The organism is Aquabacter cavernae, from assembly GCF_003993795.1.
GTDB lineage: Bacteria > Pseudomonadota > Alphaproteobacteria > Rhizobiales > Xanthobacteraceae > Aquabacter > Aquabacter cavernae.
In genome coordinates this window covers 40,337-57,720 of record NZ_RWKV01000010.1, presented here as the reverse complement: position 1 = coordinate 57,720, position 17,384 = coordinate 40,337, and the positions used below count along the sequence as shown (strand labels likewise).

At 67.2% G+C, this 17,384-nt stretch carries 13 protein-coding genes, 1 pseudogene and 1 riboswitch; of the genes and pseudogenes, 11 read left to right on the top strand and 3 right to left on the bottom strand.

All coding sequences use genetic code 11. From position 1 onward, the window contains the following. Positions 1–140 precede the first annotated feature (140 nt). Entirely contained in the window at positions 141–1,673 is a 1,533-nt protein-coding gene (locus EJJ38_RS12700; RefSeq protein ID WP_127090524.1) for a helicase HerA domain-containing protein, read from the top strand. Between the two features lie 80 nt (positions 1,674–1,753). Here the strand turns inward: EJJ38_RS12700 and EJJ38_RS12695 are convergent, their stop codons facing one another. The 3 genes from EJJ38_RS12695 to EJJ38_RS12685 form a co-directional block, all read right to left on the bottom strand. Beyond that, positions 1,754–2,962, bottom strand: coding sequence for an iron-containing alcohol dehydrogenase (locus EJJ38_RS12695; RefSeq protein WP_164738494.1), 1,209 nt, complete (start codon positions 2,960–2,962; stop codon positions 1,754–1,756). Positions 2,963–3,060: 98 nt separating this feature from the next. Continuing rightward, the gene (locus tag EJJ38_RS12690) at positions 3,061–4,269 is read right to left on the bottom strand and encodes an ABC transporter substrate-binding protein (protein WP_127090522.1); all 1,209 of its coding nucleotides are present in this window, start codon (positions 4,267–4,269) and stop codon (positions 3,061–3,063) included. Between the two features lie 339 nt (positions 4,270–4,608). Continuing rightward, positions 4,609–5,475 carry an IclR family transcriptional regulator domain-containing protein gene (locus tag EJJ38_RS12685; RefSeq protein WP_127090521.1) on the bottom strand — a complete coding sequence of 289 codons (867 nt, stop codon included), beginning with the start codon at positions 5,473–5,475 and terminating at the stop codon, positions 4,609–4,611. A 373-nt stretch (positions 5,476–5,848) separates the two neighbouring features. On the opposite strand from EJJ38_RS12685, the gene EJJ38_RS12680 reads away from it, so the two are divergent. From EJJ38_RS12680 to EJJ38_RS12635, 10 genes and pseudogenes are all read left to right on the top strand, one after another. Further along, positions 5,849–6,661: a citryl-CoA lyase gene (locus EJJ38_RS12680; RefSeq protein WP_127090520.1), complete on the top strand. Its 813-nt coding sequence runs from the start codon at positions 5,849–5,851 to the stop codon at positions 6,659–6,661. Between the two features lie 10 nt (positions 6,662–6,671). Continuing rightward, a complete protein-coding gene (locus EJJ38_RS12675) occupies positions 6,672–7,880 on the top strand; it encodes a CaiB/BaiF CoA transferase family protein (protein ID WP_127090519.1) in 1,209 nt (402 codons plus the stop codon). Between the two features lie 65 nt (positions 7,881–7,945). Then, entirely contained in the window at positions 7,946–8,806 is an 861-nt protein-coding gene (locus EJJ38_RS12670) for a DODA-type extradiol aromatic ring-opening family dioxygenase (protein WP_127090518.1), read from the top strand. Next, on the top strand, positions 8,803–9,168 hold the full coding sequence (locus EJJ38_RS12665; protein WP_127090517.1) for a hypothetical protein: 366 nt from the start codon (positions 8,803–8,805) through the stop codon (positions 9,166–9,168). The genes EJJ38_RS12670 and EJJ38_RS12665 overlap by 4 nt, the downstream gene beginning before the upstream one ends. A 91-nt stretch (positions 9,169–9,259) precedes the next feature. Then, the gene (locus EJJ38_RS12660; RefSeq protein ID WP_127090516.1) at positions 9,260–10,528 is read left to right on the top strand and encodes an amino acid ABC transporter substrate-binding protein; all 1,269 of its coding nucleotides are present in this window, start codon (positions 9,260–9,262) and stop codon (positions 10,526–10,528) included. 63 nt (positions 10,529–10,591) lie between these two features. After that, a complete protein-coding gene (locus EJJ38_RS12655) occupies positions 10,592–11,467 on the top strand; it encodes a branched-chain amino acid ABC transporter permease (protein WP_127090515.1) in 876 nt (291 codons plus the stop codon). Continuing rightward, positions 11,464–12,477 (top strand): branched-chain amino acid ABC transporter permease, encoded by a 1,014-nt coding sequence (locus tag EJJ38_RS12650; protein ID WP_127090514.1) that lies wholly within the window; start codon positions 11,464–11,466, stop codon positions 12,475–12,477. The genes EJJ38_RS12655 and EJJ38_RS12650 overlap by 4 nt, the downstream gene beginning before the upstream one ends. After that, on the top strand, positions 12,474–13,199 hold the full coding sequence (locus EJJ38_RS12645) for an ABC transporter ATP-binding protein (protein WP_127090513.1): 726 nt from the start codon (positions 12,474–12,476) through the stop codon (positions 13,197–13,199). Before EJJ38_RS12650 ends, EJJ38_RS12645 begins: the two co-directional genes overlap by 4 nt. Next, on the top strand, positions 13,180–13,917 hold the full coding sequence (locus EJJ38_RS12640; protein WP_245454230.1) for an ABC transporter ATP-binding protein: 738 nt from the start codon (positions 13,180–13,182) through the stop codon (positions 13,915–13,917). Before EJJ38_RS12645 ends, EJJ38_RS12640 begins: the two co-directional genes overlap by 20 nt. Before the next feature lie 247 nt (positions 13,918–14,164). After that, positions 14,165–14,383: riboswitch (cobalamin riboswitch) on the top strand. 115 nt (positions 14,384–14,498) lie between these two features. After that, positions 14,499–17,367: pseudogene (locus EJJ38_RS12635) on the top strand (ribonucleoside-diphosphate reductase subunit alpha). Positions 17,368–17,384 lie beyond the last annotated feature (17 nt).

The window sequence follows — 17,384 nt, the reverse complement described above, 5'->3', positions numbered from 1 at the left end:
GGAGAATTTACGCGAGCCACTTCAAGCCCTTTGGTATCCCAGTGCCTTAGGGGCCGGGTTTGCGTAGTTGAACCCCCCGCGCGAATCGATATGAGTCGCCCCATGATCTCCTCGCTCCCTGCCTTTGGACGCGCGCCCCGATGAGCGCGCAGGCCAAGGTGTCCATCGATCTCGGCACCCGCACCGGCGGGGACATGGCCGCGCTCGACCTTGAGGAATTGCTGGCGACGCGCCTGTTGGTGCAGGGCAATTCCGGCTCCGGCAAGTCGCACCTGCTGCGCCGCCTGCTGGAACAGAGCGCGCCATGGGTGCAGCAGGCGGTGATCGACCCGGAAGGCGACTTCGTCTCCCTGGCGGAACGCTACGGCCATGTGGTGGTGGACGCGCAGCGGGGCGAAAACGACCTGCAATCCATCGCCGCCCGCGTGCGCCAGCACCGGGTCTCGGTGGTCCTGAATCTGGAAGGCCTGGACAGCGAGCAGCAGATGCGCGCCGCCGCCGCCTTCCTGGGCGGCCTGTTCGATGCGGAGCGGGACCTCTGGTACCCCATGCTGGTGGTGGTGGACGAGGCGCAGCTCTTCGCCCCCGCCGCCGCAGGCGAAGTGTCGGACGAGGCCCGGCGCGTGTCGCTGGGCGCCATGACCAACCTCATGTGCCGGGGGCGCAAGCGTGGCCTTGCGGGCGTCATCGCCACGCAGCGCCTCGCCAAGCTCGCCAAGAACGTGGCGGCGGAAGCCTCCAACTTCCTCATGGGCCGCACCTTCCTCGACATCGACATGGCCCGCGCCGCCGACCTCCTGGGCATGGAGCGGCGGCAGGCGGAGATGTTCCGGGACCTGCAGAGCGGCAATTTCATCGCGCTGGGCCCGGCTTTGTCGCGCCGCCCCCTGCCCGTGCGCATCGGCACGGTGGAAACGGGCGCCCGCTCCACCAGCCCGCGCCTCGTGCCCCTGCCCGAGCCCGCCGCCGCCGAGGACGCCCACGACCTCATTTTCACGCCCGGCGCGGAAGAGGCCCGCCCCTTCGTGCCGCGCCGCCCCGTGGCGCCCGCCGTGCCGTCTACGTCAGACGTGATGGCGCAACTCGCCCGTTCCACGCCGCCCGCGCCGCCCCCCGCCGCCGAGCCCGCCCCCACCCTCTCGCCCGAAATGCGCCAGGCCGCCATCGACGCGGCGCTCCGCGACATTCTCGCGGAGAGCGAGGCGGGATTCCGCACCATCTCGGTGCTCTATCAGGACTTTCTCGTGCGCTGCCGCATCCGGCGCGTCGGGGGCCAGCCGCTCAGCCTCTCCGCCTTCCGCCGTCGCCTGGCGGTGGCCCATGCGGGCATCGACCTGGCGGAAGCGGAGGCCGAGGATTCGCCCTGGAACGAGGTGCTGGGCATGGCCGGGGCGCTGCCCGAGGACATGCAGGGCGTGTTCCTGTCTCTCGCCCGCGCCGCCTTCGACCGCCGCCCCTGCCCGTCCGACGCGGACGTGGCGCGCGCCTATGGCAGCCGCTCGCCGGGCCGCGCGCGGCGGCTGCTGGCTTACATGGAAGAGCGGCAGGTGATCGTGTGCCGCCTGGACGGGCGGGGCCGCCGCATCGTGGCCATTCCGGGCCTCGCCTGGGAGACCGAGCCCGGCGACCCCAATGCCGCCGGCACGCCCGCCGAGCCGAGCCCGGCGGACTGAAGGCATCGGCTCATACCATCGGCCCCGGTCTTTGACCGGTTCCGAACGGGCTCGCTCAAGCGCCGCGCGGGCTTTTGGCCTCAGGCCGCCTCGCCCCGATACATGCCGAGCCAATAGCGCTCCGCCTCGGGCAGGCCCATGGGCACGGGATTTCCCGGGCGCGGATACTGTTCCACCATCTCGCGAGCCAGCGCGCCGAGGCGATCCTCCTGCACGCCGTGGTCCGCAAGGCGCGGCGAGACGCCGACGCGCGCCATGAGGGCGCGGATCCGCTCGCCCGGCGCATCGCCGAGCACCGGCACGAGGCGCTCCATGAGGGATGCGGACGCCGCGCCGTTGAACTCCACGAGGCCGGGCAAGGCGAGGCCGCAGCCGATGCCGTGGGGTGTCTTGAAATGACCCGTCAGCACATAGGACACGCTGTGCGCCCACAACCCGCCGGAGAGGTTGAAGCTCATCATGGCAAGGCTTGAGGCCACCGCCATGGCGTAGCGCGCCTCCAGATCCTGCCCGTCATCGCAGGCGGCGGGCAGCGCGCGCAGGATGGTGGCGATGGCGCCCAGCGACACCGTCTCGTTCAGCGCGTTGGAGGCCCGGCCCATGAGCGCCTCGGTGGCGTGGGTCAGCGCGTCGAGGCCGGTGGCCGCTGTGACGCTGCGGGGCATGGAGAGCGTGAGCAGCGGGTCGAGAATGGCCGCGTGCGGGATCAGCTCCTGGCCCATCAGGAAGCGCTTGTGCCCGTCCACGGTCGCCACCACATACATGCTCACTTCGCTGCCGGTGCCGGAGGTAGTGGGCAGCAGGATGAGCGGCAGGGCGCCGGCGCGCGGCGTCTCCTGGGGGCGGCGCAGATGGTCGCCCGCCGTCGCGCCGGAGCCGATGGCGAGGGCGGCGAGCTTCGCCACGTCCATCACCGAGCCGCCGCCAATGCCCACCACGACATCCGCACCGGCCTCCGCCGCCAGGGCCTCCACCGCCTCAATGGTGGCCAGATGGGGCTCCGGCTCCACCTCCAGGAAGATCGAAACCGCAAAGCCCGCCGACGACAGCGACCGCTCCAGCAGGCCCACCGCGCCCGTCCCGGCGATCACATGATCGCTGATGAGGAGAGCCCGGCGTCCGCTGGTGAGCCCGCCCGCCACCGCGCCGGTCCGGCGGCTGGCGCCGAGGCCCACGAGGAAGCAGTTGGGTGCGCGCAGGCCCGCCGTCACGAACGGCTTGGTGTCCCGCAGATTGGCGGGGGCCGCGGCGATGCGCGCGTCCATCATGTCTTCGGAGATGATCGTCATTCTTGGCCTCTCCCATCGCCGCCCCCGCTTGCGGGGCGCGGCCGTGTCGGCGGGCTGTGCTGTGGGGAATGACGGCCGGGCCATTGCCCGGCCGATGCTCACTTCACCAGCGGGCAGTTGCCGTCCGCCAGGGGGCGGAATGCCTGCTCGGCGGGGATGACCGAGACGATCTTGTAGTAATCGTACGGCTTCTTGGAATCCTCGGGCTTCTTCACTTCCACCAGCAGCATGTCATGCACCGCGCGGCCGTCGGCGCGCACGAAGGTCTTGCCGAACAACGGATCGTCGAAGGTGCCGATATCGCGCATGGCCTTCACCACGGCGCGCCCGTCATCGGGGCTGCCCACGCGCTTCACCGCGTCGAGATAGGCGATGGTGGAGGAATAGGTGCCCGCCTGGGTCATGGTGGGATAGCGCCCGCCATTGCGCTTGGCGAACTTCTCGGCGAAGGCGCGCGTCTTGTCGTTGAGGTCCCAATAGAAGGCGGTGGTGAGCATCAGGCCCTGGGCGTTCTTGAGGCCCAGCGAATGCACGTCGGAGATGAAGAGCAGCATGCCGGCGAGCTTCTGGCCGCCCTGCACCACGCCGAACTCGGCCGCCTGCTTGATGGAATTGATGAGGTCGCCGCCCGCATTGGCGAGGCCGACCACCTGCGCCTTGGAGGACTGCGCCTGGAGGATGAAGGAGGAGAGGTCCTTGCTGTCCAGCGGATGGCGCACGACGCCCAGCACCTTGCCGCCATTCTCCACCACGACCGCACTGGCATCGCGCTCCATGGCATGGCCGAAGGCATAATCGGCGGTGATGAAGAACCAGGTCTTGCCGCCGGCCTTGGTCACCGCCGAGGCGGTGCCGTGGGAGAGCGCCCAGGTATCGTAGGTCCAGTGGACACCGTTGGCGGTGCAGGACTTTCCGGTGAGGTCCGAGCTGCCGGAGGCGGTGAACAGCGCCACCTTGTTCTTCTCCGACACCAGCGGCGCCATGGCCAGCGAGATGGCGCTGGTGGGCAGGTCCACCACCATGTCCACGCCGTCCGTGTCGAACCATTTGCGGGCGATGGAGACGGCGATGTCGGGCTTGTTCTGGCTGTCGGCGGAGAGCACCTCCACCTTCATGCCCTTCGCGGCAGGGTTGAACTCCTCGACGGCAAGCTGGGCAGCGACGAGCGCGCCCTGGCCGCCAATGTCGGAATAGAGACCCGACATGTCGGCGAGAACGCCGATCTTCACGTCGATATCTGCAGCGAGCACAGGTGATTGCTGGGCCAGGAGCAAGGCTCCGGCCACCGTTAAGGCCCTGAACTTCATTTTGGCGTTCCCTCGTCTTGGTTTTTTGTGCCCCGGTTGACCGGGTGCACCTTCACCAGCGCGACCTGCATTTTGCGACGGCATCTTGATGTGCCCGCAGACGCGCTCAATCCGTGGTGGCAGCAAAGCCAGGGCGCATCCAATATTTTTCGCAGCAGCAGCGATACACAATAGCTATCAATCCGCAGTCGCGGCCGGGGCCCGCTGGAGCGGCCAAGGTTCAGGTTTGGACGTGCGCGGATTTGGCCTGCGACGAGGGCCGGGAAGAAGGGCGCTCGACAGCCTCAAGCTGCGAAACCGTGACGCGGGTGTGCAGGCGTCCCGTGCCGCCCGCCCCCGTCAGCGGATGGAGTGCAGGAGCGCGGGATAGCGGGCGAAGACCTGGCTGATGCGGCCGGCGGTGCGCTGGAGTTCGACGAGCCGTTCCTGGACGAGGCGCTCAGCATTCAGCTTGCCGGAATAGCCGGAGCTGTTGACCGCCGCCACCACGCGCCCCGACTGGTCCTTGATGGGCACCGCCAGGGAGGTCACCCCATAGTCCAGCTGGTCCACCACCACCGCATAGCCCTGCTGGCGGACCTCGGCGAGAATCTGCCGCAGCTTGCCGATATCGGTCTCGGTATGGTCGGTGAGCTTCACCGGGCGCAGCTGGGCCAGATAGATCTCGATGGCTTCCGGCGGCAGGCGGGACAGCAGCACGCGCCCCATGGAGGTGACATAGCCGGGATAGGTCGCCCCGATGGCAGCCGTGGGCCGCGCGGCGCGCTGTTCCGAGCAATGGGCCACGTAGAGGATGTTGGTCCCATCCAGCACCGCGACCGAGGAGGCGTCTCCGAACTGCGACACGAGGCGGCGCAGTTCCGGCATCAGGGCTTCATCCACATGGGCGGCGCGCAGATAGGCCGCGCCCAATGTGAGCACACGCGCCGCCAGCACATAGCGCTTGTTGTACTGGCGGACATAGCCGAGCGCTTCGAGCGTATGGAGGCTGCGCCGGGCCGTGGCGGGCCGCAAGCCGGTGCGGCGCGCGACCTCTGTGAGGGCCATTTCCGGATGGGTCTCGTCGAACGCCTGAAGCACCGCGAGGCCACGGGCAAGCGCCTCCACGAACTCGGTCTGCGGCCGCTCGCCGGCCGGTGCATCCTGACGCGGCGCCTGCGCGGCGCCGGGCTGCTCGTCCGTGTCGGCCGGTGTCTCTTGTGTCATAGCCCCTCAATGCATCCGATGGCGGCACGCTGTCCATGCGCCTCGCCGTCCGCGCGCCCGGCGGCCTGACGGCCTCGAACCACCCGAATATTCGTACAGCGAAAATTATTTCAGAAAATAGCATTCTGGCAAGATGATGCTGGAGGCGCGCAATCAATGACGCCGCATTCGAAATCCGCTTCGGACCGCCCCACTATTGCTGCACCGCAACGTAAGACAGCATGCGAGCCCGCTTGACAACGGACGCTCGAGTGACGAGCATAATCGAACAAAATTTCGCTAGACGAAATATTCGTGTTTCCAACGCCCCAAAAACGGGCCCCGGAAGCCGGACAATGAATGCGGCGCCATGCGGCGGCCGGGGAGAGAAGCCTTGAAGATCGGTGCCGACACGTCCCCCACCACGCGCATTTCGGGGTCCAATCCCGACACCATCATCGTTCGCGGGCATGACCTCGTCGGCGAACTGATCGGACGCATCTCCTTCACCGACCACATCTGGCTGCTGATCGCCGGCACCCTGCCCTCCGACGCCCAGCGCCGCATGCTGGATGCGACGCTGGTGGCCATCGCCGAGCATGGGCTCGTGCCCAGCGTGCAGACGGCGCGCATGACCCTCGCTTCGGCCCCCGAGGCGCTTCAGGGCGCCGTGGCGGCGGGGCTGCTGGGCTGCGGCTCGGTGATCCTGGGCGCCTCCGCCACGGCGGGGCAGCTGTTCGCGGAAATCATCGCGGAGCAGGACAAGGCCGGACTGTCCATGGAACAGGCCGCCGCCGACGTGGTGGGCCGCTATCGCGCCGCCAAGCGCGCCATTCCGGGCTATGGCCACCCGCTGCACAAGGGCGCCGATCCCCGCGCGCTCCGGCTTCTGGACCTCGCCCGCGAACTCGGTCTCTACGGGCGGCATTGCGAAGTGGCCCGCATGGTGGAGACGGTCATTCCCGGCATCGTCGGGAAGTCACTGGTGATGAACATCTCCAGCGCCATTCCCTGCGTGCTGCTGGATGCCGGCTATCCCCTGCTCGCGCTGCGCGGCGTGCCGCTCCTGGCGCGCACGGCGGGCCTCGTGGGCCATCTGCTGGAAGAGCAGACGCACCCCATCGGCTTCCTCATGTCCCACGCCGCCGCGTCCGCCATCACCTATGACGGCCCCGCCCCCGAGGGCTTCGTGGCCAACGAGAACTGAGGATCAAGGCATGTACGGCGTTCTCAATGGCGTGCGCATCGTCGAACAGGGCACGTTCATCACGGGCCCCTGCGCGGGCATGATGCTGGCCGATCTCGGCGCGGACGTGATCAAGGTGGAAAGCGCCGGCAACGGCGATCCCTATCGCAGCTTCAAGACCGGCTTCTACAGCGCACATTTCCAGGCCTATAACCGCAACAAGCGCTCCATCTGCCTGGACATGAAAGCCTCCGACGACCAGGAGGTGTTCTATGACCTGATCCGTCAGGCGGATGTCTATATCCAGAACTTCCGGCCCGGCGCGGCGGCCCGCATCGGCGCGGACGTGGAGACGCTGCACAAGATCAATCCCCGCCTCATCTATTGCTCCATCAGCGGCTTCGGCCCCGATGGCCCCGATGCCAAGCGGCCGGTCTATGATTCCGTGGCGCAGGCGGTGAGCGGCTTCCTCGGCGTCGCCATCGACCCCGAGCAGCCGCGCTTCATCGGCCCGGCGCTGGCCGACGCCATCACCGGCATCTATGCCTCCCTGGGCATTGCCGGGGCGCTGGTGGAACGGGGCCGGACCGGCAAGGGCCGCCTCGTGGAAATCTCCATGTTGGAAGCCATGATGCACTTCGCGGTGGAGCCCTTCATGGGGTATTTCGCCCTCGGCGAATTGCCCACCGGCGTCGATCGCCCGCGCCTCGCCCAGGCCTATATCGTGCGCTGCCGGGATGGGAAGCTGTTCGCCTTCCATCTCTCGTCGCTGGACAAGTTCTGGGACGCGCTGGTGGAGGCCACGGGCGCCCACCATCTCGCCGCCGACCCGCGCTTCGCGATCCGCCAGAAGCGCATCGACAATTATCTGGACCTGTCGGACGCGCTGAACGAGCTGTTCGGCACCCGCGACCGGAAGGACTGGGTGGAGCGCTTCTCCAAGTTCGACGTGCCGTTCGCGCCCATCAATTCCATCCCCGAAGTGGTCGATGACCCGCAGGTCTCCCATCTCGGCATGATCGTGCCGGTGAAGGAGCGCTCCGAAGGGGCGTCCCTCTCCGTGCGCCCGGCCTTCAGCTTCGACCGGCAGCGGGCCGACGCCGTGAAGGCGGCGCCCACCGTCAATGAGGACGGCGACACGATCCGGAAGGCGCTGGTGCGCGATCGCGATGCCTGGCCGGAACGCCGTCAGGCTGACCCGATCATGGAGAAGCAACATGATCGGGCTATCAGCCTCTGATTCATCGAGAGAGGACGCGCTCGAAAAGACCGCCTGAGCGGCACGGGCATTTTGGGGAGGACATCATGGCGACTTTGGCGGCGGTTTTAGCCACCACACATCATCCGTTTTATCTCAAGGCCACCACGGCCCCCGTGGAGGAGCAGATCCCCCAGGCGGCCGAGTGGAAGCGAAAGGTCGAGGCCTATCGCGCAACCTTGACCCGCGCGCAACCCGACATCCTCGTGATGGTGGGGGCGGATCATTTTCATCAATTCTTCCTGGACAATTACCCCACCTTCCTCATCGGCAAGGCCCCGCGTTACGACGCGACCTTCTACAATGAGGAGCGGGAATTCGGCATTCCCAAATATGTGCTGGAAGGCCACGAGGACCTGTCGCGCTTCATGCATGAAGGGCTGATGGACCGCGGCTTCGACTTCGCCTTCAGCCATGAGCTGAAGATCGACCATTCCATCATCTGCCCCATCATCACCACGCGGCCGCAAGCCGACCTGCCGGTGGTGCCCATCTACACGAACATCTTCGCGCCGCCTCTGCCCAAGCCCAAGCGGTTCTGGGACCTGGGACGGGCGATCCGCGAGGTGATCGATGCCTATCCCTCGGACAAGCGCATCGCCGCCGTGGGATCGGGCCACCTGTCGCTCGAACTGGGCGGCCCGCGCCAGTTCGGCGAGCACGGCCCCGATCCGGACTTCGACCGCAAGGCCATCGAGTGGCTCTCCAACGGCGACATCGAAGCCATTCTGGAGAATGTGACCCACGAGAGCATGACCCAGAGCGGCAACGCCACCCATGGCTTCATGGATCTCATCCTGATGATGGGGATCGCCGGCCCGGAGAAGGCCGCCTACGTGGATTGCCTCGATCTCTACCACACCATGGAAGCGTATTTCACCTGGTATCCGGGAGAGGAAACGCCATGAGCAAGTATTACGTCAATAAATTCCTGTACACCGTGGATCGCGATCCCGAGTTCCTGCGGCGCTACAAGGAAGAGCCCCGCGCCTTCGTCACGACATGGGAACAGTCCATCGGCCCGCGCCTGAACGAGTCCGAGGTCACCACCGTGACCGGCTTCACGGATGCCGAGCGCGAGGCACTGATCAATCACGACTATGTCGCGCTGTTCGAGATGGGCGCCCATTTCTTCCTGTCGCTGACCATCTTCATCGCCATCTATGATGAAGACTACATGCACAAGCACGGCCCGCTGTCGTTCCAGCGGGAGTTCGCCGCCAAGCTCCAGCACTGGAGGGGGCGGGAGTATCCGACCATCGCGCTCTGAAGCGCCGGCGCCGCACGGCGCCGGTCTTCATGCGGCATGAGGCGGTCGGCACGCGCAAAGCCAAAAAACAACATTCGATCGGGAGGAAACCATGACCATTTCTCGCAGGAAATTCGTCCAGCTGGCCTCCACCGCCGGTCTGGCCGTGGCAGCGCCCGCCGTCTGGACGCAGGGGCAGGCTCAGAGCCGCCCGCTGCGCGTCGGCGCCAGCTTCTCCCTCACGGGGCCGCTCTCGGCCACCAAAGCGGGCCTCGTGGGCCTGCAAATCTGGCGCGACGACGTGAATGCGGCAGGCGGCCTGCTGGGCCGTCAGGTCGAGCTGGTCACCTATGACGACCAGAGCACCGTCGCGCAGATTCCCAGCATCTATTCGAAGCTCGTGGACATCGACAAAGTGGATGTCCTCATCTCCCCCTACGGCGCCGTGCTCTCCGCGCCGGTCATGCCCTTCATCAAGCAGCGCGGCCGCTTCATGGTGGGCATGTTCGCGCTGGCGGGAAATGATGGCGTGAAGAGCGACCGCTACTTCCATAGCGCCCCCTGGGGACCGGACGCCAAGGTGAACTGGGCGCGCGGCTTCTTCGAGATCGGCAAGGCCAATGGCTGCAAGCGCATCGCCATCCTGAACGCGGACGTGGAGTTCGCGAAGGTCTCGGCCGCCGGCGGCAAGGCCGCCGCCAAGGAGCTGGGCCAGGAAGTCGTGTTCGAGCAGAGCTATCCGCCGAACACGTCCGACTTCTCGGCCATCCTGCGCAATTTGCGCGCCGCGACGCCCGACGCGGTGTTCGTCTGCTCCTATCCGCCGGACAGCAGCGCGCTGGTGCGCGGCCTGTCGGAAGTGGGTGTCGGCGACAGCGTGAAGCTGTTCGGCGGCGGCATGGTGGGTCCGCAATATGCGGCCAACCTCCAGGCGCTGGGCCCGGCGCTGAACGGCATCGTGAACTTCAACCTGTTCGTGCCTGAGCCCACCATGGTGACGCCGCAGGTCACGAGCTTCCTGGAGCGGTACACGGCCATCGCGGTGCCGGAGAAGCTGGACCCGCTGGGCTTCTACATTCCGCCCTTCTACTACGTGGCCGGCCAGCTCATCGCCCAGGCGGTGAAGGGCGCGGGCTCCACGGACAGCGCCGCCATGGCCGCCTATCTGCACGCCAATCCCACGCCCACCCTGGTGGGCAACGCCCAGTTCAACGAGATGGGCGACTGGACCGAGCGGCGGGTGCTGATGACCCAGTTCCAGGGCATCAAGGGCAACGACATCGAACAGTTCCGCCAGCCCGGCCGCCAGGTGATCCTCGATCCCTCCGCGCTGAAGTCGGGGGATCTCATCCAACCCTTCATGAAGGCGCGCGCGGCTTGACCCAGACATCCAAGAGGTCCGCTCAGCGGCCGCAGGCTCTCGGGAACCGGGGGGGCGCCGCCCATGTTCGCTGACCAGTTCATCAACGCCATCGGCACCGGCGTCATGCTCGGCAGCATCTATGCCGCGCTGGCGCTGGGCCTCGCCGTGACGTTCGGGCTGCTCCACATCCCGAACATCGCCCACCCGGCGTTCGTCATCGCGGGCGCCTATGTGGTGGCCATGGGCAATTCCTATGGCCTCGACCCGCTGCTGGTGGCGCTTCTCGCCCTCGCGCCCTTCTACGTGGCGGGCCTCGGCTTCTACGAATTCTATGCGCGCGTCTTCGAGCGCAGGGGCTCGGCCGACACCATGAACGCGCTGACCTTGTTCTTCGGCGTCTCGCTGGTGCTGGAAACCCTGCTGCTGATGCGCTTCGGCACCAATCAGCAGTCGGTTTCCGTGGGCTATGTGGGCCAGAGCCTCACCATCGGCCTCCTGTCCCTGCCCTATCGCCTGCTGGTTCCCGCGCTCCTCGCCCCCGTCATGGTGGCCGCGCTCTGGCTCTATCTGCGCCACACCCACACGGGCATCGCCGTGCGCGCGGTGGCTCATGACGAACGGGCGCTGAGCGTGAGCGGCATTGATCCGCGCTGGATCAAGCGGCACGCCTTCGGCATCGCCGCCGCCACGGCGGTGGTGGCGGGCGCGGCACTCATCATCATCGGCCCGGTGGATCCCTTCGGCGGGCGCCTCCAGATCGGCCGGGCCTTCGCCGTGGTGGTTCTGGCGGGCATGGGCTCCATTCCCGGCACCATCGCCGCCGGCATCCTCATCGGCGTGTCCGAGGCGCTGGTCTCCGCCTTCGCCAGCCCGTCCTGGGCCCCGGCGGTGGCCTTCTCCATCCTCCTCGCCACGCTGGCGCTGCGGCCGCAGGGACTGTTCGGAGCCCGTCGATGACCTCGAAGACCTCCACCCTCCCGGCCGTGCGGCCCGCGCGCCCCGCGGGTAGCCGCCTCACCAATGTCCGCAGCCTCGCCTTCATCCTGGGCGCGCTGGCCATCTTCGCCGTCGGGGTGTTTCTGACCCGGGCGGTGGAGAACCCGTTCTTCTTCTTCGCCTCCTACATCATCATCCAATATGTGGCGCTGGCGACAGGCTGGAACGTGCTCGGCGGCTATGCGGGCTACATCAATTTCGGCGCGGCCGCCTTCTATGGGGTGGGCGCCTATACGGGCGCGCTGCTGCTGAAGGCGTTCGATGCCCCCGTCCTGCTCTGCCTGCCTGTGGCGGCGGCGGTGGGCGGGGTGCTTGGCCTGCTCATGGGCTATATGACGTTGCGGGTGCAGGGCGTCTATTTCGCCATCGCCACCATTGCGCTGGTGGTGATGGCCCATACGCTGGTGCTGAACACCGACTATCTGGGCGGCGCCAGCGGCCTCGCCTTGATGCCGCCCGAGGCTCCCGCCTGGGCCGGCGGCCAGGTCCAGTTCCTGTTCCTGGTCATGCTGGGAACCGCCATCTTCGCCGTGGCGGTCGCGCGGTGGATCGAGGTGTCCTGGGTGGGCCGCGGTTTCCGCGCCCTGCGGGCCTCGGAAGAGGCCGCCGAATGCGCGGGCGTGCCCACCTTCCGCCTGAAGCTCGCCGCCTGCGCCATCAGCGGCGCCATCCTCTCCATGACCGGCGCGCCGCTGGTCTTCTACGCCTCCTTCATCGAGCCGGAGACCGTGTTCGGCCTCGCCCTGGCGCTGAATGCCATCGCCATGCCGCTCATCGGCGGCAAGAAGTCCTGGCCCGGCCCGGTCATCGGCGCGATCCTGCTGGGAACGGTGCAGCAGGGCGCCACCATCACCATTTCCTCGGAACTGAACATCCTGCTCGTGGGCGTGGTGCTGATCGCCGTCGTGGCCGTGGCGCCGGACGGCATCCTCGGCCTGCTGGACCGCTTCAAGAAGGGAAACCGCGCATGAGCGACCCCATTCTCCATGTGGCCGGCGTCGAGAAGACGTTCGGCACCCTGCGGGCGCTGGGGCCCGTCACCGTGTCCCTGAAGGCCGGGGAGCGGCTCGGGGTGATCGGCCCCAACGGCTCCGGCAAGACCACCCTCATCAACTGCCTGTCCGGCACGCTCATCCCGAGCGCGGGAGACGTGTGGTTCATGGGCCAGAAGGTGACCAAGCTCGCGCCCCACCGGCGCGCACGCATGGGCCTTGCCCGCAGCTTCCAGATCCCCAAGCCCTTCACAGGCATGACCGTGCTGGAAAACCTGCTGGTGCCCATGGACCACCTGCATGACGTGCCCGATCCCCACGGGCGGGCCATGGAGGTGCTCGCCTCCGTGGGGCTCGCAAGCCGGGCGGCGTATGAGGCGGGCGGGCTCACCCAGCTCGAACTGCGCAAGCTGGAACTGGCGCGTGCCTTGGCCGGGCGGCCGAAGGTGCTCATCGCGGACGAAGCCATGGCGGGCCTCTCCGAGCGCGAGATCGACGATGTCCTGGAGATCCTGGAGCGGCTCAACGAGAGCGGCGTCGCGGTCATCATGATTGAGCACATCATGCATGCGGTGATGCGCTTCTCCCATCGCATCATCTGCCTGGAGACGGGCAAGCTGATCGCCGACGGCACGCCCGATGCCGTGGCCAACGACCCCATCGTGCAGAAGGTGTATTTCGGTGAACAGACTCGTCATTGAAAACCTCAATGCCGGGTACGGCAGCGTGGCCGTGCTGCACGATGTCTGCATGGAGGTGCGCGAGAGCGAGTTCGTCGCCCTGCTGGGCACCAACGGCAACGGCAAGAGCACGCTCCTCAACACCATTCTCGGCTTCGTGCGCCCTCAAGGCGGGCGCATCCTGCTGGACTGGGACGGGCAGACCATCGACCTTGCGCGCCTCCAGCCCCATGAGATCGTCAATGCGGGCGTCGCCCTGGTGCCCGAGGGACGCCGGCTGGTGCCCAACCTGACGGTCGAGGAAAACCTCATCCTCGCGGGCAGCTGCCCGCGGGCGAAGGACCAGATCTCGCGAAATCTCGACTTCTGCTACACGACCTTTCCCCTGCTGAAGGAGCGGCGCGCGCAGCAGGCGTCCACCATGAGCGGCGGGCAGCAGCAGCTTCTCGCCATCGCGCGGGCGCTCATGACCTCGCCGCGCATCATGCTCATCGACGAGCCGTCCGTGGGCCTCGCGCCCATCGTGGTGGGCCAGGTCTTCGAGGCGGTGCGCGAGCTTCAGACCACGCAGAAGCTGACCATCCTCATGGCGGAGCAGAGCTTCTTCCAGGCCGTGGACCTTGCGTCCCGCGCCTACGTGCTCTCGCACGGCCACATCATCCGCGCCATCGACCGCGCGGTGGAGCAGATCGACCCCGAAGACCTACGCGCCGCCATGATGGGCCTGGAGCACAGCTAGGGTTCATCGGTCTTTTGGGCCGCGCTTCGACGCGGCCCCGCATGCCTGCGGATGCCGCTCTCGCCCACTGCGTCGCAGAGAGGACAAGTCCGTCCTCCGCCCACGGCACGCGCCGGCGTCCACGGGGGGCCTCGACCCAGGCGCGGCAACGCTTGTGGCGAAGAGGAGAGCCGGATGCGAGACGTTCAGCCAGCATCAGGCCACAGCTTATATCACACCATATATTGACACCGACCCGCCATCTGATCCCAAATATGGTGGTCACGGTCTCTCGACTCGAAAGAGCGAGAGCTAAGAGGGAAGCCGGTGCGGCGCCTCCTGAAAGGGAGTGCCAAGGCCGGAGCTGCCCCCGCAACTGTAAGCGGCGAGCCAATATCCATCAGTGTCACTGGGAGCGATCCCGGGAAGGCCGGATGTCAGGCGACGACCCGCGAGCCAGGAGACCTGCCGCGACAGCAGAATCGTCCTCGGGCGGGGTGTCCCGGTGGAACGCTTGGCGGTCGCGCAGGCTCTCCATGCCGTGTGTGATTCTTCCTCGCGCATCCGCTCGGCCTTTGCCCCAAATTTTGGGGTCCAAGCCGATGTCTCTCCAGATCGAAACCACCAAGCCCGCGCCGACCATCATCCCGGAGCGGTCCCTGTCCGAACCGGCGACGGCCTCCGAGCCGGGCTTCCAGGTGATCCGCCGCAACGGCGCGGTCTCCCCCTTCGATGCCTCCAAGATCTCCGTCGCCCTCACCAAGGCCTTCCTCGCGGTGGAGGGCGGCACCGCCGCCGCCTCGCGGCGCATTCATGAGGCGGTGGCCGAACTCACCGCCCAGATCGTCTCCGGCCTGACGCGGCGGGGCGGACGGACCTTCCATATCGAGGATATCCAGGACCAGGCGGAACTGGCCCTGATGCGCAGCGAGCACCACAAGGTGGCGCGCCTATGTGCTGTATCGCGAGGAGCGGACCCGCGAGCGGGCGAAGGCCGTGGCCGCTCCCGCCGCCCCTTCGCTGCGCATGAAGGCGGCAGACGGCAGCCTCATTGCCCTGGACACGGCGCGCCTCGACGCGGTGGTGCGGGAGGCCTGCGAGGGGCTGGAGGGGGTCTCCCAGGCGGCCATCCTCGGCGAAACCCGCCGCAATCTCTATGACGGCATCTCCACGGACGAGCTTGGCCTCGCGCCCATCCTCGCCGCCCGCACGCTCATCGAGACCGAGCCCAACTACACCAAGGTCAGCGCCCGCCTGCTGCTGGACAAGCTGCGCCGGGAAGCCCTCACCTTTGTCTCCGGCCGTGCCGAGCAGGCGACGCAGGGGGAAATGGCGGAGCGCTATGGCGACTATTTCCTCGGATTCGTGAAGACCGGCATCGCCGCCGAACTGCTCGACCCCGAACTCGCCCGCTTCGATCTGCCCCGCCTCGCCGCCGCCCTGAAGCCGGAGCGCGATCTGCAGTTCGACTTCCTCGGCCTCCAGACCCTCTATGACCGCTACTTCCTGCATGTGCGCGGCACGCGGTTCGAGCTGCCGCAGGCCTTCTTCATGCGCGTCGCCATGGGGCTCGCGGTGCGCGAAATCGACCGGGAGGCGAAGGCCATCGAATTCTACGGCCTGCTCTCCTCCTTCGATTTCATGGCCTCCACGCCCACTCTGTTCAATTCCGGCACCCTGCGCCCACAACTCTCCTCCTGCTTCCTCACCACGGTGGCGGATGATCTCGACGGCATCTTCAAGGCGGTGAAGGACAATGCCCTGCTCGCCAAATATTCCGGCGGCCTCGGCAATGACTGGACGCGGGTGCGCGGGCTCGGCGCGCATATCAAGGGCACCAACGGCGAGAGCCAGGGCGTGGTCCCGTTCCTGAAGGTGGCGAACGACACGGCCATCGCCGTGAACCAGGGCGGCAAGCGCAAGGGCGCGGTCTGCGCGTATCTGGAAACCTGGCATGTGGACATCGAGGACTTCCTCGATCTGCGGAAGAATACCGGCGACGAGCGCCGCCGCACCCACGACATGAACACCGCCAACTGGGTGCCGGACCTGTTCATGGAGCGCGTGGAGGCGGACGGCCCCTGGACGCTGTTCTCACCCGACGAGGCGAGCGACCTGCATGACCTCTTCGGCCCCGCCTTCAAGGCCGCCTATGAGGGCTATGAGGCGAAGGCCGCACGCGGCCAGATGACGGTGTTCAAGCAGGTGCGCGCCGTGGATTTGTGGCGGCGCATGCTCACCATGCTGTTCGAGACCGGACATCCCTGGATCACCTTCAAGGATCCCTGCAACATCCGCTCGCCCCAGCAGCATGCGGGCGTGGTGCATTCCTCGAACCTGTGCACCGAGATCACGCTCAACACCTCCGACGACGAGGTGGCGGTGTGCAATCTGGGCTCCGTGAACCTGCTGGCCCATGTGAACGCGGATGGCCTCGACCATGCGCGGCTGGCGCGGACGGTGAAGACCGCCATGCGCATGCTGGACAATGTCATCGACATCAATTTCTACACCATCCCGGAGGCGCGCCGTTCCAACCTGCGGCACCGCCCCGTGGGCCTCGGCCTCATGGGCTTCCAGGATGCGCTTCAGGCCCTGCGCCTGCCCTATGCCTCGCAGGCCGCCGTGCGCTTCGCCGACGAGAGCATGGAGGCGCTGTCCTTCCACGCCATCTCCGCCTCGGTGGACCTTGCCGCCGAGCGGGGCCGCTATCCCAGCTTCGAGGGCTCGCTCTGGTCCAAGGGCGTGCTCCCCATCGACAGCGTGGACCTGCTGGCGGCGGCGCGCGGCGGGCTCGATCTCGACCGCTCGACGACACTGGACTGGGAAGGCCTGCGCGCGCGGGTGAAGACCACGGGCATGCGCAATTCCAACACCATGGCCATCGCCCCCACCGCCACCATCTCCAACATCTGCGGGGTCAGCCAGTCCATCGAGCCCGGCTACCAGAACCTCTATGTGAAATCGAACATGTCGGGCGACTTCACGGTGGTGAACGCCGCCCTTGTCCATGACCTGAAAGCCCTCGGCCTGTGGGACGAGGTGATGGTGTCGGACCTCAAATATTTCGACGGGAGCCTGGGGCAGATCGACCGCATCCCGGACGACCTGAAGGCGCTTTATGCCACCGCCTTCGAGATCGACACATCCTGGCTCATCGAGGCGGCGGCGCGGCGCCAGAAGTGGATCGACCAGGCCCAGTCGCTGAACCTCTACATCGCCAATCCCTCGGGCAAGGCGCTGGACGCGCTCTATCGGCTCGCCTGGAAGCGGGGTCTGAAGACCACCTATTACCTGCGCTCCCGCTCGGCCACCCATGTGGAGAAATCCACCCTGAAGGGCACGGACGGCAAGCTCAACGCCGTCTCCGCCACGGTCCCGTCCGCCGCCGCGCCCATCGCGGTCGCGCCCGCCGAAGCCTGGGGCAATGCCTGCTCCATCAACGATCCCACCTGCGAAGCCTGCCAGTGAGCAGAGGACAAGGACAC